The sequence below is a fragment of the Algoriphagus antarcticus genome (assembly GCF_002150685.1).
Classification (GTDB): Bacteria; Bacteroidota; Bacteroidia; order Cytophagales; family Cyclobacteriaceae; genus Algoriphagus; species Algoriphagus antarcticus.
The window spans coordinates 166,195-189,064 of sequence record NZ_MSSW01000003.1 but is presented as its reverse complement, the minus strand read 5'-3'; the positions used below and the strand labels follow the sequence as shown (position 1 = coordinate 189,064).

General features: G+C 39.3%; 19 protein-coding genes and 1 pseudogene. 19 read left to right on the top strand and 1 reads right to left on the bottom strand.

Annotated features, from left to right (window positions below):
* Positions 1–89: 89 nt before the first annotated feature.
* Positions 90–644 (bottom strand): hypothetical protein, encoded by a 555-nt coding sequence (locus BVH04_RS02960; protein WP_086539837.1) that lies wholly within the window; start codon positions 642–644, stop codon positions 90–92.
* Between the two features lie 243 nt (positions 645–887).
* On the opposite strand from BVH04_RS02960, the pseudogene BVH04_RS26560 reads away from it, so the two are divergent.
* The 19 genes and pseudogenes from BVH04_RS26560 (at position 888) to BVH04_RS02865 (ending at position 22,795) form a co-directional block, all read left to right on the top strand.
* Positions 888–1,285: pseudogene (locus BVH04_RS26560) on the top strand (GxxExxY protein).
* Positions 1,286–1,450: 165 nt separating this feature from the next.
* Positions 1,451–4,990, top strand: a complete 3,540-nt coding sequence (gene smc, locus BVH04_RS02950; protein WP_086539836.1) for a chromosome segregation protein SMC — start codon at positions 1,451–1,453, stop codon at positions 4,988–4,990.
* Positions 4,991–5,375: 385 nt separating this feature from the next.
* Positions 5,376–5,627 (top strand): transposase, encoded by a 252-nt coding sequence (locus BVH04_RS26555; protein WP_086539835.1) that lies wholly within the window; start codon positions 5,376–5,378, stop codon positions 5,625–5,627.
* Positions 5,548–5,856 carry a transposase gene (locus BVH04_RS02940; RefSeq protein WP_317045483.1) on the top strand — a complete coding sequence of 103 codons (309 nt, stop codon included), beginning with the start codon at positions 5,548–5,550 and terminating at the stop codon, positions 5,854–5,856. The genes BVH04_RS26555 and BVH04_RS02940 overlap by 80 nt, the downstream gene beginning before the upstream one ends.
* Positions 5,857–6,153: 297 nt before the next feature.
* The gene (locus BVH04_RS25720) at positions 6,154–6,399 is read left to right on the top strand and encodes a KilA-N domain-containing protein (protein ID WP_205635780.1); all 246 of its coding nucleotides are present in this window, start codon (positions 6,154–6,156) and stop codon (positions 6,397–6,399) included.
* Positions 6,400–6,611: 212 nt separating this feature from the next.
* The gene (locus BVH04_RS02930; protein WP_086539833.1) at positions 6,612–7,037 is read left to right on the top strand and encodes an SgcJ/EcaC family oxidoreductase; all 426 of its coding nucleotides are present in this window, start codon (positions 6,612–6,614) and stop codon (positions 7,035–7,037) included.
* 293 nt (positions 7,038–7,330) lie between these two features.
* Positions 7,331–7,543, top strand: coding sequence for a GAF domain-containing protein (locus BVH04_RS02925; RefSeq protein WP_205635779.1), 213 nt, complete (start codon positions 7,331–7,333; stop codon positions 7,541–7,543).
* Positions 7,544–7,670: 127 nt separating this feature from the next.
* Complete coding sequence (locus BVH04_RS02920; protein ID WP_086539831.1) at positions 7,671–8,798, top strand: carboxylate--amine ligase; 1,128 nt, start codon at positions 7,671–7,673, stop codon at positions 8,796–8,798.
* A 597-nt stretch (positions 8,799–9,395) separates the two neighbouring features.
* Positions 9,396–10,808, top strand: a complete 1,413-nt coding sequence (locus BVH04_RS02915) for a serine hydrolase domain-containing protein (RefSeq protein WP_086539830.1) — start codon at positions 9,396–9,398, stop codon at positions 10,806–10,808.
* A gap of 422 nt (positions 10,809–11,230) precedes the next feature.
* Positions 11,231–11,761 carry a DUF421 domain-containing protein gene (locus BVH04_RS02910; RefSeq protein WP_086539829.1) on the top strand — a complete coding sequence of 177 codons (531 nt, stop codon included), beginning with the start codon at positions 11,231–11,233 and terminating at the stop codon, positions 11,759–11,761.
* On the top strand, positions 11,758–12,753 hold the full coding sequence (locus BVH04_RS02905) for an endonuclease/exonuclease/phosphatase family protein (RefSeq protein WP_086539828.1): 996 nt from the start codon (positions 11,758–11,760) through the stop codon (positions 12,751–12,753). The genes BVH04_RS02910 and BVH04_RS02905 overlap by 4 nt, the downstream gene beginning before the upstream one ends.
* Positions 12,754–13,024: 271 nt before the next feature.
* Positions 13,025–13,435 carry a hypothetical protein gene (locus BVH04_RS02900; protein WP_086539827.1) on the top strand — a complete coding sequence of 137 codons (411 nt, stop codon included), beginning with the start codon at positions 13,025–13,027 and terminating at the stop codon, positions 13,433–13,435.
* A gap of 162 nt (positions 13,436–13,597) precedes the next feature.
* Positions 13,598–13,876, top strand: coding sequence for a hypothetical protein (locus tag BVH04_RS02895; protein ID WP_086539826.1), 279 nt, complete (start codon positions 13,598–13,600; stop codon positions 13,874–13,876).
* Positions 13,877–14,363: 487 nt separating this feature from the next.
* On the top strand, positions 14,364–14,972 hold the full coding sequence (locus BVH04_RS02890; protein ID WP_086539825.1) for a hypothetical protein: 609 nt from the start codon (positions 14,364–14,366) through the stop codon (positions 14,970–14,972).
* A gap of 1 nt (position 14,973) precedes the next feature.
* Positions 14,974–15,474, top strand: a complete 501-nt coding sequence (locus BVH04_RS02885; RefSeq protein WP_086539824.1) for a PRC-barrel domain-containing protein — start codon at positions 14,974–14,976, stop codon at positions 15,472–15,474.
* A gap of 535 nt (positions 15,475–16,009) precedes the next feature.
* Positions 16,010–17,053: an endonuclease/exonuclease/phosphatase family protein gene (locus BVH04_RS02880; RefSeq protein WP_169714346.1), complete on the top strand. Its 1,044-nt coding sequence runs from the start codon at positions 16,010–16,012 to the stop codon at positions 17,051–17,053.
* Positions 17,054–17,466: 413 nt separating this feature from the next.
* The gene (locus tag BVH04_RS02875) at positions 17,467–21,297 is read left to right on the top strand and encodes a PVC-type heme-binding CxxCH protein (protein ID WP_086539822.1); all 3,831 of its coding nucleotides are present in this window, start codon (positions 17,467–17,469) and stop codon (positions 21,295–21,297) included.
* A gap of 331 nt (positions 21,298–21,628) precedes the next feature.
* Positions 21,629–22,018, top strand: a complete 390-nt coding sequence (locus BVH04_RS02870) for an SGNH/GDSL hydrolase family protein (protein ID WP_086539821.1) — start codon at positions 21,629–21,631, stop codon at positions 22,016–22,018.
* A 369-nt stretch (positions 22,019–22,387) separates the two neighbouring features.
* Positions 22,388–22,795 carry a response regulator gene (locus tag BVH04_RS02865; protein WP_086539820.1) on the top strand — a complete coding sequence of 136 codons (408 nt, stop codon included), beginning with the start codon at positions 22,388–22,390 and terminating at the stop codon, positions 22,793–22,795.
* Positions 22,796–22,870: the final 75 nt, after the last annotated feature.

Genomic DNA, 22,870 nt, shown 5'->3' with positions numbered 1-22,870 from the left:
ATAAGGCACTAGGTAGAAAGCGACAAATTGGTGGGTATTAATTTTATTTGTTAACAGTTAACACAACTGCTGAGAACTATTATACAACTTCAAAAATGCTTTCTATCCAGAATTTCTTTGAGCACCACAGCATCCTTGATGGATTGAGGATCTTTGAGCATACGTCCATAGCGGCTCTTCCCAGAGTAAGAAGATTCAACAACTATTTCCTTAAATGAAGGGATGTCAGGAATACCTTTGGAGGTTCTAGTCAGATCAGACTCCGTTTTCTCAAATGCTCCTTTGTAATATTCAATCTCATCGTCTGCTTCTTCCCATTTTTTGGTGGGAAATCTCTTAACAGCCGGAGCTGGATCAGCTCTCCATTCTGGTCTGACTACCGGTTCAGCTACACGCTTATACTCCACAGGTTTTGGTTGATCTACAGGCACAGGCTGCATTCTAGGTTTTGCAGGTTCTGCTTGTTTTGGCTTTTGAGCTTCACGGATTTCACGCATCAAATCCTCAAAAGAAGTTGACTTTTGCTCTGGCTGATCCGACATTTCTGGCTCAACTTCACCTTGTTTCTTCTTCTTGCCTTTGGTAGCCTGATAGATAAAATAGGCCAAAACTGCAACGATATAAACTATATTTCCTAAATCCACAGGTGTAAGTTAGTCCATTTGATTAAGTAATCCAGACCTGCGAAGATGATTTTTTTTACCGCGGATGGCAGGGAGCTTTAGACGAGATGTTTATTCTAATTTCTTTTTCACTACAGAGACGCCAAGGACACAAAGGAACCCGCCAAGGTTACATTTATCCAAGAATTCTCTATTACAGATTCACACTCAATATTTAAACAGCGGCTAACAAATTGTTTTATTGGAGAGAATAATTGAAATCTAATGGCACTATTTTTTAAGCAAATGACTGAAAATGAGATATCATCAATCATAATTGGAGCAGCTATAGATGTTCATAAACACCTTGGTCCTGGAATATTGGAAAGCAGTTATGAAATTTGTCTAGCATATGAACTTAGACAGCGAGGGATAGAAGTCAGAACCCAAGTTGCCTTACCTATCAGTTACAAAGAGTGAATTTAGAAGCGGGTTATCGCATTGATTTACTTGTAAAAAACAAGGTAATTATAGAGGTTAAAGCAGTCGAAGAGTTTTTAGATATACACTAAGCCCAGATTCTAACTTACTTAAAGCTTTCTGACCTTAAACTCGGATTATTATTGAATTTCAATGTTTCTAAAATGGTGGATGGATTAAAAAGAGTCGTCAATAACTTATAATACAAAATGAATTAAACTTTGCGACCCTTCTTTGCGAACTAAGCCCTCTGCGGTTAAATAAAGAATCATTTTCAACTAAATCTGTCTAACACCTATCCACAAAAATCCTTGGACAATGGCACAAATGATCTTATTTTGTTTGATTAAATAGACAAATTCAAAAGGATGCTGCTTAGTAAGCTGGAGATCAAAGGGTTTAAAAGTTTTGGAGACAAAATGGTGATTAACTTCGACAAGGGTATCACCGGCGTAGTGGGGCCAAATGGCTGCGGAAAATCCAATGTGGTAGATGCGATCCGCTGGGTCCTTGGCGAGCAAAAAACCCGGTTACTCCGCTCAGATAAGATGGAGAATGTGATTTTTAACGGAACCAAAAACCGTAAAGCCTCCAATCTAGCAGAGGTGTCGCTTACTTTTGAAAACACCAAAAACCTACTCCCAACCGAATATACTTACGTGACGATCACTCGTCGCTACTACAGATCCGGTGACAGCGAATACCAGATCAACGGAGTCACCTGCCGCTTGAAGGACATCACCAATCTCTTCATGGACACGGGTATCAACTCTAATAGCTATGCCATCATCGAGCTGAAAATGATCGATGAACTGCTCAATGACAAGAATAACTCGCGTAGGGAGTTGTTTGAAGAGGCAGCTGGGATCTCCAAATTCAAAAACAGAAAGAAAGAAACGCTCAGAAAACTTCAGGACACGGACGATGATTTGGCTCGTGTAGAAGATGTGCTTTTTGAAATAGATAAAAATCTGAAAAGCCTGGAAAAACAGGCAAAACAGGCTTCAAAGTATTTTGAGATTAAGAAAGACTATAGAATAGCGAGTATCAATCTTGCCAAAAAAAGCATAGAGAAGCAGAGCAAGTCTCTAATCGAAGCAGGTCATAAAATTCAGGAAGAAAGTGATAAAAAGCTCCAACTTCAAACACAAGTTATAGACAAAGAAGCCCTCCTGAGTAAAATGAAGGTCGATTTGATCCAAAAAGAAAAGCTGCTCGCAAGTCGCCAAAAAGCACTGAACGAGCATGTAAATAAAATCCGGTCTTTTGAATCGGAGAAAAAAATCAAGAATGAGCGCTTGAGATTCCTTGAAGATAGGTCTCAAAAATTGCGTGAGCAGATCGATGCTGACCGTAAGTCAAATGACCGTGCTGGATTTAGTATTCGATCGCTAGAGCAGGAAAAAGAGTCTGCAGAAAAGATGCTGGCTGAAAAGGAAATGATTGTTTCCGAGCTTCGGGAGGCTTATGAAAGTCAGAAATTAATTCAGGCAGAAAAGCAACAGGCTCAAAAGACGATCAACCTTAACTTCGAAACTCTCAAAGAGAAAGTCTATCAGCTGAGCAAGGATATTGAGATCAAACAAATACAACTTTCTACACTGAAACAGGAAATGGAGCGAACCTCTTCTGATGACTCCTCACAGGAAGCAAGTTTGATGGATTTTGAAGAGAAACTGATTACACTAAAAGCTGAACTTGACGAGTCCACCAAAGGTTATCAGGAGCTTAAAGCCAAGCAGGAAGATCTGGATCAGAAGATCGAAGAAACCAATCGGGTGATAGAAATGATCCGTGAGGAACTGACCCAATCTTCCCGAAAGTTGGACTCCAAAACCAACGAATACAATCTCACAAAATCTCTTGTGGAGAATCTGGAAGGTTTCCCCGAAGCCATCAAATTCTTGAAGAAGAACCCAAGCTGGGGTAAGGATATACCACTCCTCTCCGATCTCTTGACCACTTCGGAAAAGTATCGGGTTACCATTGAGAATTACCTGGACAGCTACATGAATTATTATGTGGTGGATACCGAGTCACAGGCTATTTCTGCCATTCAACTCTTAAGTGATTCTGCCCGAGGAAAGGCCAATTTCTTTGTTTTAGAGCATTTTGAGCGCTTTAAGCCTAGCCAAAACAAGCTTTTTGCCAATGCCATCGCCGCTACCGAGATTATAGAATTTGATGTCAAGTATTCCCGCTTGATCAACTTCATTCTGGATAATACCTATATCGTACAAGGTGAGCACCGGGATTTTCCGCAGGATAACGAGGCCGTTTTCATCTCAGAAAACGGAAAATATACCAAGCGGAAATTCAGTATTTCAGGTGGATCTGTTGGGCTTTTCGAAGGAAAAAGAATCGGTAGAGCCAAGAATCTGGAGAAGCTGGACAAGGAAATCAAAGAATTGAACAAGAAAGTCAGCAGCACCAGAAACAACCTCGACAATAAGCTGTCTGAACTGATGAAGCTGAAGGAAATCAGCTATAAAAAGACGCTGGAAGAATGGCAGAATAAGATCAATTCAATCAATCAGGATTTCGTATCTGTGCGCACCAAGAAGGAACAACTCGCAGAATTACTAAATTCCAATGCAAATAAGCGTGAGGATATTTTGGATAGAATCGCTTCCATCGAGGAAAGCCTGACTGAGATTCAACCACAGCTTTTTGATGAGCGTGCGGAATTCGAAGCTATGCATGATGAGCTCGAAGATCTAAATGAATCCTACGAAAAGGAGTCTGCCGTGCTTTCCGACAAGTCACAGTCCTTCAACGCAGAAAATATTCTTTATCATCAGCATTTGAACAGGGTGACGAGTTTAGAACAGGAAATAGAATTCAAACAGACTGCTTATGAGGGTTCCAAGGATCGCATAGGAAAATCCCAAGCCGAGCTTTCCCAACTGGACACCGAAGTGAAATCCCTCCTGGATAATAATGAGGTCAAGGATGATGAACTGATCGAATTGTATTCCGAAAAAGAGGGAATAGAAAAAGGCGTTCAGGAAGCGGAGAAGGACTATTATTCTTCCAGAGGGCTGATCGATGAAACCGACCAGCAGATTCGGAGCATTCAGAAATCCAAGGAAAGTTATGATCTGCTGATCCATGAACTGGAAAATGCAGTGAATGAGATTAAGCTGAAAATGACTGGAATGAAGGAAAGACTGAGCGTGGAATTTGAGCTGAATCTGGATGAACTGATGGAAGAAAATCCGGAAATAGACGAGGAATTCAGAGCGTTTGCAGAAAACACACTTCGTGAACTAGTCAGCAAGCAAAAGGACAAACTTGATAAAATAGGCCCTATCAACCCAATGGCGATGGAAGCTTACGATGAGATTAAGGTTCGTTTTGACTTTATAACCGAACAGAAAGCTGATTTGGTAAAAGCCAAAGAATCCTTGCTCACCACGATCAAAGAGATTGATCTAGTAGCTAGAGAGACATTTTTGGATGCATTTGCCAAGATCAAGGAAAACTTCGTAAAGGTATTCCGTTCCCTTTTTACCGAGCAGGATGATTGCGATTTGACATTGGTAGATCCTAGCAATCCTCTGGAATCGGCGATTGAGATTATTGCCAAGCCTAAAGGCAAGCGTCCGCTGACCATCAACCAACTTTCGGGTGGGGAAAAAACGCTGACAGCCACTTCCCTACTCTTTTCCATCTACCTGCTAAAGCCTGCGCCTTTCTGTATTTTTGATGAGGTGGATGCCCCGCTCGATGATGCTAACATTGACAAGTTCAACCAGATCATCCAGCAATTCAGCGGCGAGAGCCAGTTTATCATCGTGACGCATAATAAGCGCACTATGGCCAGCACGGATATTATCTATGGCATTACTATGATCGAAGCAGGCGTAAGTAGAGTGGTTCCTGTTGATTTGAGGGAGTTGGCGTAGTGTCATCAGATAGCTATTGGAGGCGAGGGCGGAAAATTTAGAAAATATAGAAAAAGGATTTGACAGGGTTTGCAGATTCATTGTGGTTTTTCAGAATGAAATTTCAAGTTATTTTTATTTACAAAATTTAATAGATGCTGCAATCTTTAGGAATTTATCGAGACCATTCAGCTAATCGATAGCTCTCAATTGCGAAGCCTGCCTCCCGTAGGATAAGCAGAGGAAATTGAGGCGATATCTAATTATTCCTTTTGCTTAATGAAGCTTCCTGAGATTACCGAACCCTTGCCAAAGGCAAGGCCAGTAAAAAGACCAGAATGCAATTCTGGGTTTAAAACATATCTGTTATCTTATAGAGTGCCAAAGGCGCGATCGGTACTGAACAATCTCAACTTATTCGACTATTCCACAATCTCTTGCAAAAGTATATCTCCATGTTATTTTTTCCACAAAGGATAGAAAACCATTCATTACCCATGAAACAAAACCAATTCTTCAGGACTATATCGTTTCTTTGGCTTCCGATCTTGGTATTTACACCATAGAAATCTTCGCCAATCCAGACCATATACATTGGCTATGTACGCTTCCGCGCACAATACACAATAACCATAGTAGATATGATCCAAAAGATTAAAATCCCCAGTTCATATAAAATGGCTAGAATTGGATCCAAGGAATTCCATTGGCAAAAAGGATATGGCGCGTACACAGTGAGTCAATCAAAACTGGAAACTGTCAAAAAATACATTCAAAACCAGCAAGAGCATCATCGTACGATGACAGTTCAGGAGGAGTACATTAAATTTTTGGAGAAATACGAAACTGAATATGATCTGAAATATGTGTGGGATTATTGGTGGTAGGTAAATACCGATCGTGCCTTTGGCACTCATAATATACTGAGGTGCTTATTTTACCCCGAATATCGCTGCGCTGCATTCGGGGCTATTACCAGTTCTGTCTTTGGCAAAAGATCTGCCCCAATTATATATTGCTACTTCGTCGTAGCAGGTCAGGAAAATATATAATAAGTAGATGGATTTACAGATTTATTTATGATTTTTAAGAATTATAATTTGAAATATTTATAATCACCAAATATTATACATGCCTTGGAAGGTGGTTTTTTCATATCAGATTGGCTAAGGAATCGAAATACTGTGGAATTTCTAGGAATCTGGGAAACCGTAAATAATCCCACTTTTAATTATGGCGAATTCGCCATAATTAAAAGTCAGGCTGGATTGAATAATTATAAAATAAGCACCACAGAATGGATCGAAAAAACAAATGCCATAGGCTTAAAAGCAACTGCAGGTAGGTACGGAGGAACATATGCACATTTAGATATTGCTTTTGCGTTCGGAATGTGGATCAGTGCTGAGTTCAAAGTATATTCTCAATAAAGAATTCCAGCGCCTCAAAGAACATGAAAACAACCGTCTAAAACTGAACTGGGACTTCCAAAGAACGCTCGCAAAGATTAATTATCACATCCATACCGATGCAATCATGGAAAACCTAATCCCTGAAAAAGTAAGCACCCATTTTTACTTGCACATTGATTTTATTTGCTACGATGCTCTTTGCATAAAATAATGCAACAGACGAAACAAGCATCAAAGCAGTTGAAAAATATCAAGAAGCTGCTTGGAATAGGCATGATTGGGAGACCTTCGGCAGTTACTTTACAGATGATGCCACACTGATAAATTTTATAGGTCAGGTTTGGAAAAGTAAGAGTGATATCATTGAGCATTTTGAACAGCTTAATGATTGTTGTTTGTCCCCTACTTCATTAAAGTTTGAAGTTAAAAATATCAGATTTCTTGCGCCTGACATACCTGTTGTTTACACTGAAGAAACATTATATGCAGACAAGGATTTTAATGTGCCATTTCAACAGTATAAAAAAGGTGATATAGATTACAAAATGATGACTGATGTTTTTGTGAAGAAAAATAACAAATGGAAAATAACAGCTGCTCAACTTACGCTTGTTAATCAGATTATTTCACCGCATAAACCTGCTAACAAAAATTAATTTAGAAGCACGAACCGCTAATAGATTAGGTGGCCGTTTGCTTTGGTCACGGCCTATTCCGACCCTTGTAGCGTGAGTGCGCGTAGACCACAGCGTGCACAATCTCACATTAATCTGCCGTAGGCATGACCAATCCCAAAAATTTTAGGGATATGGGTATTCCCTATTCAAGTCTGGGAACAGCCCATTGCTTAATGAACTATATTAATGGGATGTTTTCATTCAATCATGTTCATGAACGCTTCGTATTTTGTTCCTAACTGCTTAACCGGAGACCCGCAAGAGCGCAAATTTTGCTGTCCACCATATTGGAAGAGGGTGGCGTTTTAATTATTCCTGATACCACAAAGGATAAGCGATTTCATGACAATCCACTGGCCACAGAAATGGGGATGCGGTTTTATGCCGGAGCAGCCCTGGTTAATAGAGGGGTATATGGAGTAATTTTTTTTAATAATGAAATAAAAGATGGGTTAATTATCGTGCTTAACAATAAATCAAAATAAGTTTAAACTGTCATAATCATATGAGAAACAGAATTTTGTGTTTAAAAAGGTTCATTCGAGCTGTTCAAATTTTTGGATCAAAAAAAAATAATTATTGATATCATAAAAATAATTATTATTTTTATTCATGATTAAATCCGTAAAAAACAGATCATTTTCCGTCTTAATTCCTGATGGACATGGTAATAATTCTGTATCAGTTGTAAGGTGTTTAGGAAAAGAAAAGAACATTAAGATTTTTGTTTTATCGAGAGATAATAATATACCTGTTCGGTATTCGCGCTACACATCCAAATTTATACATTATTCGAATGGGGAAACTAAAGAAGCACAACTATCAGCGATAATAGACGCTATAAAAAAGACAAATGCAGATATTTTATTACCAGTAGATGTAGAAACCATACGGTTGGTTGCTGAGTACAAGGAGATACTTTCAGATCTAATCGCTATAGCGCCTGTCCCAGATGTCAATTCTTTTGATATTGCTGATGATAAATGGTTACTCTCATTATGGCTCAAAGAAAATAATATATCTCATCCTAAAACAATACTTTTCAACTCGACTAGTAGTTTAGATAAAGTTATTTCTACCATCACTTTTCCAATAATAATAAAGCCACGAAATGGATCAGGAGGAAAAAGGATAGAGATATTTCAAAATGCTGAAAAACTTCAAAGTTGGTATAGTGAATTTGATCATTCTGAGGATTTCATTTTTCAGACATACATAAAAGGTTACGACATTGATTGTAGCGTCATATGTATTGAAGGTAGAATTCTTGCTCACACAATTCAAAAAAGCATAAAATATTCAACTGATTATCCCTGGCCTTATGGAATAGAATTTTTAGAAAATGACGAAGTATTCAGCAATGTAAAAAAAGTAGTAGAAAAATTTAAGTGGTCTGGAGTTGTTCATATTGATTTAAGATATGATGAGGATATAAACCAAATAAAAATAATTGAGATGAATCCACGGTATTGGGCAAGTGTAGCTGCCTCCATATTTGCAGGAGTCAATTTCCCAAATTTGTCTTGCCTATTAGGCTTAAAAAGAGAACTTCCTTTCATAAAAACTCAAAATAAAATTATTGTAAGAACTGGGCCTGCTTTGAAAATAATTTTGAAGCGAATTGCAAATCAAAGTGATTTATATTTTGATAATACATTTTTCGAATTTATTTTAAAGGATCCGATGCCTACCCTAATGGGAGAAATTGTTGAGTATTATAATAAGTATAGAAAAAGATGAACAAATATAGGCTTATAATTTTGACTATCTAATTTTAACACCTGATATCGTTCTCCCTAATTATCGTAAATTGATATAACTATTTAGCGCTAGATCCTAGACCAACTGCTTTATTACTTTTGATCGGATCACTTTAGCTTCCCAAAAGTGGGGATTCTTGCTCCTAACAACCAGACTGCGATTGACTATTTCGAGAAAGGCAAGAATATGGAAAGCAGCTCGAATATGAATAGGTGCAGAAATTAATAAGGGGTTAAGAATTAATTTAAAAGTTACGGCCTTCGGATTGCTCTTGAAACTACCGTAGGTTTAGTGCATCAATGAATTTTCTGGTATGCAGGCGGAAGAATTTATCCTCATCTTTTTATTGCTATCAGCTGTAGTTCAAGCTGAATGAATAAATTTCAGCAAAAGAATTTAACTTCAGCTTCAGTTCTTCAATCGGCTTCAGTTCGAACCGACGAAGCACAGAATCACAGCACAGCAGAAAGCTCAAACGGTACTGCATAAGTTTTTATCTCGTTCAACATTTGGTTCCCGTGAAAAAATACCTCCATTGCAAAACACCAATTTTGCAGCAATTCAAGACTAACTTATATGAAAAAACACCTACTCATTTTATATTGTTTGTTAGCTGGTCAACAATCTTTTGGACAAAGTAATTTTAAAAATGCAACTGATTTTATTGAGCAGGAGATGCAGAGTTGGAATATTCCAAATGTATCGATTGCGATCGTCAATAAGGACAGTATACTATTTCAAAGAGAATACGGCAAGGACAAAAGCCAAGGAAATTATCTGATAGGTTCTATCAGCAAATCCTTTACTGCCATGGCTCTCATGCAACTTTATGGAAAAGGAGCTTTGGAGATTGACACTCCGGTAATTCATTATTTGCCTTGGTTTGAACTCAGGAACAAAACCGTATCGGAAAAAATTACCGTACGTCATTTATTAAACCAAACGAGTGGGTTACCTAAAAGTGCTGGTTTTTTCACCCCAAAAAGTCAGATACAGACTGATATAGAAAGAGAATACAAAATTTATCTCCAGTCTTTGAATATTGATGAAACAGCCATTGGTAAAACCCACATCTATAGTAATTTAAACTACCAGATTTTAGGTCAACTCATCCAAAAGGTAAGCGGTTTGCAGTACGGAGAGTACGTGAAGAAATACATCTTTACACCTTTAGGTATGCAAAATTCATTTGCATCTTATGAGGAAACGAAACAAGCCGGACTTAAACACGGGTATCAATACTTATTCGGCTTTCCTATAGAACGTTCGTTCACTTACAATAACAACGGTATTGCAGCGGGAGATATAGCTTCCAATGCGGAAGACATGAGCAAATTTTTGCGGGTATTGTTAACTAATGGCAAAACCAAAAACGACACAGTTATCGACAAGACTCTTCTCGTTCAGATGCATACACCCTTTTCCAACCGCTACGGAATGGGTTTCTCGATCGGAGATTGGAATGGTCTGCATTCTATCAGGCATACAGGTTTAAGCAAAAATTTCAGCAGCGCTATCAATATTTTGCCAAATGAGAACTATGGAATAGTTATCCTGACAAACATCAATAGTTTTTATGCTGTTCGAAACCTAATGGACGGAATTATCAGACGCCTAAATCATCAGGAAGAAATCCGGTATATTCCCTACGAAATATATTTCAGATACTTGATATTAGCTATTCTCATTTGGAGTGCGGTTGATTTGGTAATAAAGACGAAGAGGTGGAGTAAGCAACAGTTTCCAATAAGGTTTTCCATGAAGTTTAAAATGTTATTTCAGCTTATACTAAATATTTTTTTAGCAATCATGTGGTTAGTGGTGGTGCCCTATTTTGCCAATATCCCGCTATTAAAAATGTCTGCATTACAACCCGACTTAGGTTACGGTTTAATTATCGGAGCAATCTTGGGACTTTGTAGCGTCGTCATCAAATATTTCACAAAGAGTAATATAGTTAACTCAACTATAGCTGGAGAAACTGTTTGAAATTACTTGCACGGTCAATCCGCAAATTCATTATATGTTTGGATTGCTATGCAAATTGCTAGACACTTGTAATGCAAAATGATTCCGTCAGATCCTATTTTAAACCGCCTGCATCTAGTGGAGTGGCCATTAACCTGTTGATCTAAGAAAATCACGCTACTGGCAGGATTGCAGATATTCACCTAATCAAATGGCCCAATCTGAATTCTCAGGAGTACCAACGCTTGAATCTATGTCCTTAATTCCAGATTAGAAGGGCTACAAAAAGACGCGAATCTTTTGGGAAATAATTGAATTGTAGAAGGGAATCATCAAGCACTTCGCACAGGAATGGGTCTTGTATCTGAGATTCATTCAACATACTGGAACAATTTTTAGTATTTTAAAGGGTATTCTCATCTCGTCAACAAAACAATAATAGTATGAACTGGATTTATTCACCCGAAGACCCGCTGTTACAGACCCTGATTGGGTGTGTGATTGTATTTTTTGTCATCATAATATTAACCCGCTTAATAGGCCTGAGGTCTTTTGCCAAATTCACAGCTTATGATTTTGCTTTTACCATAGCAATCGGAAGTATCATTTCTTCGACTCTCACCTCATCTACTTCTCTGGCTCATGGATTTATAGCCATCTTTGGATTGTTGCTATTGACTTTTACGTTTTCACATTTGCAGCGAAAATTCCCGTTTCTGAGCAAGCTGATCTCCAATGCCCCATTGCTCCTGATGGATGGCAACAAAATTTTAGATCAAAATCTCAAATACGCCAGGATTGAAAAGGAACAACTGATTTCCAAATTGCGAGAAGCAAATGTCCTCAATTTTGATCAAGTCCTTGCGGTAGTTCTAGAGTCCACTGGAGATATCTCCGTCTTGCATGCAGGAGATGGCAAACAAAATGAAAAATTTGACAAAAGCTTGCTCTCAGGGGTAAGGAGAAAACCATGAAAAGTTTCAAAAATTATTTTTTGATTGTCCTACAGGTATTTATCCTATTCTTAGCGATTCTTGCAATTCTGTCGGAATTGAGAAATGTAGAGATTCGATACCTAAAAATGCTTGATTTTTTGCGAATTCAATTCTTCCTCGTCTCGCTAATCAGTTTGATCCTTTTACTGCTGCTAATAAAAAAATGGTTTTGGTTTAATTATTTGGTTTTGGCTGGGCTGGTGCTGGGATTATACATAAATGGTAGCTATTTGGTCAATTACACAAGCCTGGTCAATGTCGCAGTGCCTACAGCAACAGATTCCGAAAATCCGGATAATTCGATTAGCGTTCTTCTGATCAATGTACAAATGTCCAATACCAACTCAGAAGCATTGATAGACTTGATTTCACGCAAAAGTCCGGACTTGGTACTTGCAATGGAGGTCAACGAAAGGTGGAATGAAGCATTGAGTGGATTGAAAAAAGACTACCCATACATTCAAGAAGCGGTCAATGAAAAGGCTTATGGAATGGTCTTGTTCAGTAAATTCCCCTTCCGAAAAAAAGAGGTGAATTACATCAATAACGAAAATGTACCTTCATTTGAAAGTTCCATTATGCTCAATCAGACTACGGAAATAAATTTGGATTGCCTCCACCCTGTCCCACCTACACATTATAAAAATCTCCCTGATAATGAAGGTCAGAAAGAAGTCGCTTTGCTAATTCTGGGAGAAAAAATTAAAGGACGAACCAATCCTACCCTTGTGATTGGTGATCTGAATGAAGTAGTCTGGTCACATGTAGATCGGTCGACGGGCACTGAAAATTTACTCTTTGATGTCAGAATAGGTCGAGGCTTTTACAATAGCTACGATGCAACAAATATTCTTATGCGCTGGCCTTTAGACCACATTTTTGTAACCAAAGAATTCCAACTGCAAAAACTGGAGCGACTTCCAAAAATCGGATCTGATCATTTTCCGATTTTTGTAGAGTTAGTATTATAAAAAATCACTTAGAAAAGAAGCATCAAATTATTCATAATGCAATTGTTGTAGAAAGGAATACCAACCATAAAGAATAATGATAATCAATATTGTAGTGAGTGTTTTTTCAGAAGCCCAATCCCCCGATCTGCAGTTGGAAAAATTTGATTTCTGGGAGGTGCTAAATCCAACGAAATCAGGTCTTTAAACAGATGTAGTGGAATACATAAAACTTGCGGTTTATACACACTTACTTAACGTAACAAAAAATAAATGATAAATTTACTGAAATATGACACTTACAAATAAGACAATTACAAAAGGATTTATTATTGCTGGATTAATGAACGCAACAGTACTAATTTTTTCGAAGTTATTTACAAATTCCACAATCCCCGAATTTGATCCAGGCATAATGTCTAACTTTGGTTTACTTATGATATTCATTTGGGGATTAGCGTACATATCTATCGCGAAAAATTATAACAAAGTAAGATGGCTAGTGGGCGTATTTGCTGTTGAAAAGTTAATTTATGGTTGTGTTTGGATAAATTGGATGCTAAATAATACTGTTTCTGATGTATATGAAAGAGATATACTGGCCGGACTATTTTATTCAATTTATGGGATGAATGATTGGGTATTTTTTATCTTCTTTTTAGTAGTCTTCGTACGTTTAGCCAAAGTGAAGGATAATAGCTGAGCACTGTTCAGAATTCCCTAATGAAACTGTGGTCTGGCCTCTTCCCGTTTGGAAAATCCTGTAGCCTTTCCAAATCAAGACTTTATTTATAGAGGTTCTTGCTAAGACTAGCAACTCTCATATACAAAAATGTTGTAACGTATTCAAATAAAACATCACCAAATGGGCTTAATAGCAGGCATCTTACTCATACTAATTAGTATAGCACATAATTTATATGGAAAGAAAAAACAAATTCCAGTACTCAAAGAAATAAGCAAAGATTCAATAATAATAATAATAAGTTCTCAGAGAATTATGATATTCCAAGGTGGTATTTTTCTGTTTTCGGTAGGTATAGTACAAGTATTAACCTCTTTAAATATAATATTTTTGACAGGAATAGCTCAGAACTTCCCTGTGGGAATTGTTGTAATAATGTCTGCACAAGTTTGTTTATAATTCTCCTCAAACATAAGGTAATTTTAAACGTGACAATTCCTCAGTTTATAATTTTTATTGTAGTTATTATTTTTCAAATACTTTCCCTGTAAAAGCAAGATGCTTCCATATGAGCTTCGATAAAAGTGTACCAATGATGTTTGTTTGCCTTTCTACTAACTGGATCAACCCCTTAAACAGCTCCAGATAGTCCTTAGAATAGAATAAAACAACGCCGAATGAGAGAAGAAAGTAACAATAAATTGGGATCGTGGATAACTAGCGAAAAATAGCAAATCTGATACTATATAAATAGAACAGTGGACTATAAAGCTCTTCAAGTACCTCATAGATATTCTTCCTTCGAATCACGATAATTGGGGAAAAGTGACAAAAGTCAAACTAAGACTATAAATAAACTATTCAAAAACATCTCAAAAATAGGCGATTGCATTACCTATTCCAAAAATAAATTAGTATATTAAGTTCATAAATCATACTTAAAGCTATGGCAGAAATCAAAATTGAAAAGAAAAAACCTATTTGGCCTTGGATACTTTTAGCCTTACTCGCGCTTGCACTTGTTTGGTTCTTCTTTCTGAGAGATTCCGACGACAGCGTTGCAATCGATGACGAAGAAAGCACAACCGAACAAGTAGTTATAGTTGATGAAACCGGCATGGAAAACCAAGCAATGAATTCAACCGACGCCATAGCTAAATATTCTGCCTACATCGGCGATATGGGCAAAATGGGAATTGACCATGAGTATAGTAATGGCGCATTGAATTACCTCATCGATGCTGTAGAGGCGACAGCTAATATGCTTGATGTTGATATCAAAGCTGACTTAGAAGAAGCACGTAAAAATTCGTCGGAAATTAAAGTAGAGCCTTACGACGTAAAACACGCAGATTTAATCAAAGACTCTGGGGCAATCATCACACGCGCACTTACCACTTTGCAGAAAGCAAAATTCCCAAACCTGGCGCAGGACGTAGCAAACGTAGATGCAGCCGTTTCTGCAATTAAAAAAGGTGAACTTACCTTAAACCAAAAAGACGATGTGAATAATTTCTTCAAATCGTCGGAATCACTGTTGTTAAAAATGCAATAAAATGAACACACGAAACAGAAATTTATATTATTTGGAAGAACTGAGCGATTACAAAGTTGCCGACAGCGATAAAGATGTCCGAGGTTGGAAGGTGCAAGATGTAGAAGGCAGAATCATCGGTGAGGTAGACAATTTACTGGTAAATAAAAACACAGAGCGGGTTGTTTACCTTGACGTAGAAGTTGATGAATCTATCATTTCAGCCAATCATAAACCTTTCACCGCAAAAGCAAAAGATGGCGTTCATGAATTCATCAACGAGGACGGTGAAAACCATATTATCATTCCAATTGGAATGGCAACTTTAGATTTGAACAGTCATATAGTATCTACAAAAAAGATCAATTATGAAATTTTCGCTCAGACCAAAAGATTGAAAAAGGGTACCCCGGTCCACAGAGAATACGAAGTCGATGTTTTTAATTCTTACACGAGGCCAAAAACAGAAACACATTATCCAGACGACGATACGTTTTACAATCGCGATGAATTTAGAAAGTAATTTAATACAGTAAAAGTAAAAGTCCGAAAGCGAAAGGTTTCGGACTTTTTTAATGGAATTCTTTAAGACTTAAAAATTCCAACCCTGTGTTGAAGCCCGTGCTTTTTGATCTTATTCATCCGAATCAGGCCGAATTTAAAGATCTAAACAAGAACAAGATTGACATCTAGGATGATTGGCGTCAGCCATTAAGCAGTCGAATAAAGAATCTTCTCCATCAAATGACCTTGGTAGAAACAGTCGGGATGCTTTTGATAAATTCTCTAAATGCTGAAGAATACGGAAGAGTGTCTGATCAGGCGGTTGAATTGAATGACGGATAAAAGTGACTGAAAATGGTTGACGGAATTCCTTCAAATGAAATTGACATTGCAGTCAGACTAAAACCGAAGAAATCCCGAGTCTCAAGTTCTTTGCAGTTTAAATTACCTACTGGCAAGATTGTGGATAGTTAAAAGAATAAATTGCCCTTCCAAAACAGGTTTCCATTTTCAAAATTTACATGACAAGCTACAGGAATACATTATCTAAATTCATGCGGATACTCACCTTGCTAATATGCGCTATCGTTCTTATTACCACAGGATTACCTTTGATCAACTCGGCGGAATGGTGGATTAGAATATTTGATTTTCCAAGGTTTCAGATTGCCATATTAACCGTGGTAGCAATTATTCTGGCTTTTGTTTTCCTAAAATTTAAATGGGCTTATAAAATACCCTTGTTGGTAATTCTGGCAGTTTGTCTGATCTATCAAATCCAGTTTGTGTTGGTATATACACCTCTTTACAACACTCAGGCGAAGGATAGCAATAAGCAGCGTGGGGAAAATTCCTTTTCCCTATTGGTTTCGAATGTCCGTATGGAGAATGAAGAAAAAGAGCGATTTCAGGAGCTGGTAAAAAAGGTCAATCCCGATGTTCTGCTGATTACCGAACCTGATAAAGCATGGTCTGCCGCTGTTAGTAAGCTTGACGTGGATTTTCCTTATTCCATCAAACATCCTCTGGAAAATTCCTATGGAATGATCCTGCTGTCAAAACTACCCCTCACTGAAAGCGCTGTTAACTTTTTAGTAAAGGATAGTATACCGTCTATTTTCACCAAAATCACCTTGCCTTCAGGAATCAAAATTGATTTCTATGGGGTGCACCCAGAGCCGCCAAAGCCGGGGACGGATACCTATGAAAGAGATACAGAACTGCTTCTCATTGGCGAAAAAATCAGGGATTCTAAAAATCCAACCCTAGTGGCAGGTGACCTAAACGATGTTGGTTGGTCTGTCACCTCAAAACTTTTCAGGAAATACAGTAGACTGGTCGACCCTCGCCAAGGCAGAGGATTTTTTAATACCTACAGTGTTATGACGCCTATGTTTCGCTATCCCTTAGATCATATTTTTTACTCTAAGGAATTTGGATTACTATCTCTTGAAAAACTTGAAGATGTAGGATCAGACCATTACCCTATTTTTATCAGTTTGAATTATGAACCTGATGAGGATAATACCGAAGGTTTGAAAGATACAAATGCCGTTGAGGAAGAGGAAGTAGAAGAAAAAATCGAAGCGGGTAATTAGCATATGGCTGGGAAATAAACTCAAATATGCTTAGGTTTTTGTGCCAGTAAAAGACACAAGCAACAGATAATTTGGTGATCCCGATAGCCATCGGGACTATCAAAGCGTCACTTCGGTCTTCCCTGCCTCTGCAGGCAAGCAGGCGTCATCGGCCAGCCTCGCTTTGGCGGGTCTTCCAGCCCAATAAGCAGAGAAAATAAGATTAGTGGCATCGTTTCGGATATCATATATCCCAATTTATCGAGCCATCAATTCTGTAACTTGAATCAAAAATTTTTGCTAAACCCTTCATGGAAATTTAAACCCAAAAGAATTTCCCTTTACCAAATGCAAGCTACTTTTTTCTATATTAATGCGAGCAATTTTCAAAAAGCTCTCCCAATGCCTACCTAAACCCAATCAACCCTAACACCATGTCAAAACTCCGGATTCCTGCTCTTTTTAAGCTCTTTGCTTTATTAATTATACTGAATTGCAAACCCAAACCAACAGATGAAGTTGAAACCTCCACCCTTCCCACCACGCTAACGCTCGTTGAAAATAAAGCAGAAGGGACTATTTCGGTTTTGAGAGCTGGAGAATCGGAACCAATCCTAGTTCAAAATGCCAAGGAAGATTTTCGGCCTTTCATCCATCCCATTCAAGCACCTGACGGAAAAGGAGTCCTCACAGAATACAGTCCAGGCCATCATAAGCATCAAACCGGGCTCTATTGGGGCTTAACACGTGTCAATGGTCGGGATTACTTTCACAATCCGCAGGGAGATTATTGGAAAAAAGTGGCTCTCAACATCGTGGAAGAAAGTGGAGAGCAAGTCAAATGGCAAACCATCTATCAGCTTTTAGACTCACTTGGAAGTCCGGTGATGGAAGAAACTCAAAACTGGACCTTAAGTGAAATAAACGGAGAATATATTTTAGATCTCGAATGGAAAGGCGAAGCCAAAACTGAAGTCACCATTGGAAAATATGATTATGGAAGTCTATTCGTTCGAATGCCCTGGAAAGAAGGAATCGACGGAGAAATCATCAATGCGGCCCGTCAGAAAAATGCCCAAGCCGAAGGCCAACCTTCCATGTGGATCAATGTGGGTATGACGGTAGCTGACCGGGATACCCGTGCAAACGTGGCAATTTTTGACCATCCCGAAAACCGCGGCTATCCCAATAAGTGGCGAGTTGACGGACAATTGGGTTTGGGACCTGCGTTTACAAAAGATGGTGACTGGGTGATCGAACAGGGAAAAACAGAAACCATCAAACTTCGGCTTTTGGTATATACCGGCGAGGTCAACGATATCACATTAACGGAATCCTGGGGAAAATTCTCCGGTCGAGAAGGTATGTACAATACCACTGAACTTTGGGGACTGGCCCAAGAAGAAGGCAAAAATGCAAAATTCCTCACTGCACAGGAAGCAGTGGATGCGATGACCATCAAACCAGGGTACAAAGTGAATGTCTGGGCTTCCGAACCCATGATGATTCAACCTATGGCATTTTGCTGGGATGACCGCGGGAGGCTCTGGATAGCAGAGAACAAGGATTACGAATCCAGGGGGTATGGTTTTTCGAATTCTGGAGATAGTCGAATCCTGATCCTGGAGGATACCGACGGTGACGGAGAAGCAGATAAACAAACAGTTTTCATGGAAGGCTTGGCTTTCCCCGCTGCTATAGCAGTTGGTTTTGACGGGGTTTTCATTGGTGCGCCACCGAACCTGATTTTCGTTCCTGACAAAAACGGCGATGACAAAGCGGATATGGATAACATTGAGATCCTATTGACGGGCTGGGGAATTCGTGATCGCCACGAGACGCTGAACAGTCTCCACTGGGGACCGGATGGATGGCTGTATGGATTACAGGGTTTCGCAACCCCATCCAAAATCCGAAAGCCTAAAAGTGATGCAAAGCTTTATTACCACAAAGACGCTTTTCCGGAGGACCTATTGGAAGCCGACGGAGTGGACATCAACGGCGGCGTGTGGCGCTACCATCCTGTCAAAGAAAGATTTGAGGTGGTAGCGCATGGTTTTAGCAATCCCTGGGGAATCGATTACGATGCGAAAGGCCAACTCTTTATGAGTGCCTGCGTGATACCGCACCTCTGGCATGTAATTCCGGGTGGGATTTACCACCGTCAGGGAGGACAGCATTTCAATCCTTTCGTGTATGAGGACATCAAAACCATCGCCAACCACAGTCACAGGTCGGCCCACGGAGGCGCAAGAGTTTACCAATCGGATGCTTTTCCAAAAGAAGAACAGGGACGGATTTTCATGGCGAATATCCATGAACATGGGGTTTTGTCAGACATTCTGATTCCTAAAGGTTCGGGTTTTGAAGGAAAGCACGGAGACGAATTTATGTTGGCAAACAATGCCCAATGGGTAGGATTCAGCATGGAAATTGGACCCGATGGCGGACTCTACGCCTTGGATTGGCACGATGCTGATATCTGCGGAAAAGAGGTTTTGAACGAGGAAACCGGTAGGATTTTCCGAATCATGCCTGAAAAATCACTGGCGCAAAACTTCCCAGGAAGGTACGCTGATCTGAACAAAATGACGGATACACAATTGGTAGCCTTTCAGACTAATCCCTCCGACTGGCACTCAAGAAGAGCGCGAGGAATCCTTCACAAACGTGCAGTCAACAAAAAACTTCAACCTCAAACAAATGAGGCATTGAAGGCCATTTTCACCAAAGATAAAAATCCGGATTGGCGACTCCGTGCCATGTGGACACTTCATCAAACGGGAGGACTTATGGAAAAAGAACTGATCAATTCCCTTTCCGACAAGGATCAATACATCCGTGCTTGGGCGGTCCAATTGCTATGTGAGGACATGAAACCCTCCCAAGAGGCGATGACAAAATTCAAAACCATGGCAAAGTCAGACCCCTCCCCTGTGGTTCGTCTTTACCTGACTTCAGCTTTGCAAAGAATGCCCACTTCCGAAAAATGGGGTTTGGCAGAAAGCCTGATCCAGCATTCCGAAGATGAAAAAGATCACAACCTCTCCAAAATGCTTTGGTATGGAATTGAGCCTCTTTTTACCCTGAGCTCAGATAAATTTTTGGATTTGGCACCAAAATCCAAACTTACATTTGTAACTCAAAACATGGCTAGGCGAACTGTTGACGGTGATCAGTTGGAAAAACTGGTAGCGCTGATCGGTAAAGGAGGTCCAAATACCGAGTTGCTGATGTCGGGTATGTTAAGCGGAATGGAAGGAAGAACAGACCTTAAAACTCCTGCCATTTGGAAATCAGTGGCAGAAAAACTTCAGAAATCGGGTGGGAATCAACAGGCTTTGGCCTTGGAAATTTCCAGCTTGTTTGGAGATACCGAAGCGACTCAACGAGCTTTCGCGACGCTGAAAAACAAGTCGGAAAACCTAGACCAACGTAAAAAAGCCTTACAAATCCTCACTGCACAACAGCAAAAAGATTTGCCTGCCCAAATCCCGGGTTTGCTTCAAGAACCTGCAATGAGAATGGAAGGCATCCGATCTATCGCGTCTTTTGACAATGAAAACTTGGGGAAATTGCTTTTGGAAAGCTATCCCAAATTTTCGCCTACTGAAAAACTCGAAGCCATGCAAACCTTGTCCTCAAGAGCGCGCTACGGAAATATGCTGACCCAAGAAATCAAGGCCAAAAGAATCGCAAAATCTGAAGTCCCTGCCAGTGTAGCCCGGCAACTTCTCCGAGTGGTTGGAAGCGGATTTATCGAAATTTGGGGTCCGATCGAGCAAGTTGCTAGCGACAAGGCTGCCTACGAAAAATACCGTGCTATGCTCAAGCAAGATGCCATCGCAACCGCCAGTCTCAAAACTGGCAAAACTACCTTCAACAAATCCTGTGGAAGCTGCCATAAAATGTTTGGGGAAGGAGGCACCATTGGGCCTGATCTTACCGGTTCCAACCGAACAGATCCCGAGTATATTCTGATGAATGTACTCGAACCAAGTGCTGAAATTCAGGATGATTATAAAATGGTCGTGATCAATACCCGCGACGGCAGAACCTATTCAGGCAATATCATATCGGAAAATCAACGGCAACTTACCCTGCGGATCGTGGGCCAAGATCATGTTGTCATCAACAAATCAGCGATTCTTTCTCGGGAAGTGACCGATGTCTCCATGATGCCATCCGGATTATTTGAAAACCTGACCAAAGAAGAAATTGTGAATTTGATGGCCTATCTAAAGACCAATAAGCGGGTGGATTAGCTTACAGATATGCTACACACCAATTGCACAGGGCAATGGATTCACGTTCTATTTAGGAACTGATTCTAATTCATATTTTAGAATCTGAGGCATAGAAATTTAAAATGATTATCTGCAAAGATGCCAGTATCCTATTTTCTCTGATTAACAGGACGCCTGCCTGCCGGCTAAGGCAGGGAAAGACCGAAGACCGATGTGGCGTTATTGCCAGCTTTTACCAAATTCTATTTTTCGTTTATCTTTTTACAGGCATAAAAGCGAATACACATTAAAAGAGCAAAAACCATAAGCTGAAGAGAGCATTTCCTTTAGAAAAATATAAGTATATCCTATGAACAGCCTATCTAAAATCCTCTCCTTTATAATCCTACCTTCGGTTACCGGGCTCTTTGCAATAGGCTGCAAGGATACGTCCATTGACTTAAAGCTGGAAAAAGGCCGAAGGATCGTTATTCTGGGTAATACTTTTGCAGAGCGCTTTCAGTATTTCAACTATTTCGAACCGCTTTTATATAAGAATTTTGCTGACCTGGATCTTACAGTCAGAAATATAGGTTGGAGTGCAGATGAGGTAAGGTTACAACCCTGGCCCTATAATTTTAGTACGCTGGATGGACACCTTACTCTGCAAAAGGCAGACATAATTTTTGCCTGTTTTGGTTTAAAGGAAGCTTTCAAAGGGTCCGATAGCTTGTTGAAATTCAAATATCGATTATCCTGATTTCCCAAATTCAAGAAGCTAATGCAACACGAAAGCGAAATTATTAACTTACAAGCTTGTTGCCTTAGTGGCTTGAACACGGCTGGCTTATTAGTAAATTTTGGCGGTAAAAATTCCTTAATTAGAAGGATAATGAATTCAAAACAATCATAAAAATCATTTTAAAAAATATGTAAATCCTTTTTTCTGCCAGTAAAAGTACAAAAGCATCCTAGTACTTGGTGAACTCTAACGAAGACGCCACATCGGTCACCCGTCATCGGACTGCCTCGCCGTGGCGGGTCTTTGATCCAGAAAAACAAAGAAAACAAGGCTAATGGCATCATTAAGGGTAATCATTTTAACCAATCACCGTAATCCTATAATCTCATGAAAAGAAAACTAAACAGCATTTTATTAGTTGATGATGACCCGGATGATAATTTTTACCATCAAATCGTAATCAATAAAATGAACATGGTTAATCAAATTGATATTGCTGCCAATGGTATTGAAGCATTAGCATATCTCAAAAAGGAAGAATGCGTCGCGCCCGACATCATATTTTTAGATCTGAACATGCCTAAAATGAACGGATGGGAATTTTTAGAAGAATACAAACATTTAGGTATATCAGTAAAAGCAAAAGTGCTTATTGTGATTTTAACAACATCAGCAAACCCCGATGATATAAAAAGGGCAAAAGAAATAGAAGATGTTACAGGCTTTGAAACCAAACCTCTAACCAAGGAATTGCTGAGGGAAATCTTGGAGCAACATTTTCAGGACTACCTTTGAAATATGACCCGACTCACCGGCGAGAGTAGAGTCTTCAGATAGTCGAGCACGGGCGAGAGATATAAGTCCACTTTA

Bases quoted from the DNA above. Each gene is read 5' to 3' on its own strand.
- BVH04_RS02905 (WP_086539828.1), top strand. From the start codon at position 11,758: ATGAAAAGTTTCAAAAATTATTTTTTGATTGTCCTACAGGTATTTATC.
- BVH04_RS02890 (WP_086539825.1), top strand. From the start codon at position 14,364: ATGGCAGAAATCAAAATTGAAAAGAAAAAACCTATTTGGCCTTGGATA.
- BVH04_RS02885 (WP_086539824.1), top strand. From the start codon at position 14,974: ATGAACACACGAAACAGAAATTTATATTATTTGGAAGAACTGAGCGAT.
- BVH04_RS02870 (WP_086539821.1), top strand. From the start codon at position 21,629: ATGAACAGCCTATCTAAAATCCTCTCCTTTATAATCCTACCTTCGGTT.
- BVH04_RS02895 (WP_086539826.1), top strand. From the start codon at position 13,598: ATGGGCTTAATAGCAGGCATCTTACTCATACTAATTAGTATAGCACAT.
- BVH04_RS02920 (WP_086539831.1), top strand. From the start codon at position 7,671: ATGATTAAATCCGTAAAAAACAGATCATTTTCCGTCTTAATTCCTGAT.
- BVH04_RS02875 (WP_086539822.1), top strand. From the start codon at position 17,467: ATGTCAAAACTCCGGATTCCTGCTCTTTTTAAGCTCTTTGCTTTATTA.
- smc (WP_086539836.1), top strand. From the start codon at position 1,451: ATGCTGCTTAGTAAGCTGGAGATCAAAGGGTTTAAAAGTTTTGGAGAC.
- BVH04_RS02910 (WP_086539829.1), top strand. From the start codon at position 11,231: ATGAACTGGATTTATTCACCCGAAGACCCGCTGTTACAGACCCTGATT.
- BVH04_RS02880 (WP_169714346.1), top strand. From the start codon at position 16,010: ATGCGGATACTCACCTTGCTAATATGCGCTATCGTTCTTATTACCACA.
- BVH04_RS02915 (WP_086539830.1), top strand. From the start codon at position 9,396: ATGAAAAAACACCTACTCATTTTATATTGTTTGTTAGCTGGTCAACAA.
- BVH04_RS02900 (WP_086539827.1), top strand. From the start codon at position 13,025: ATGACACTTACAAATAAGACAATTACAAAAGGATTTATTATTGCTGGA.
- BVH04_RS02865 (WP_086539820.1), top strand. From the start codon at position 22,388: ATGAAAAGAAAACTAAACAGCATTTTATTAGTTGATGATGACCCGGAT.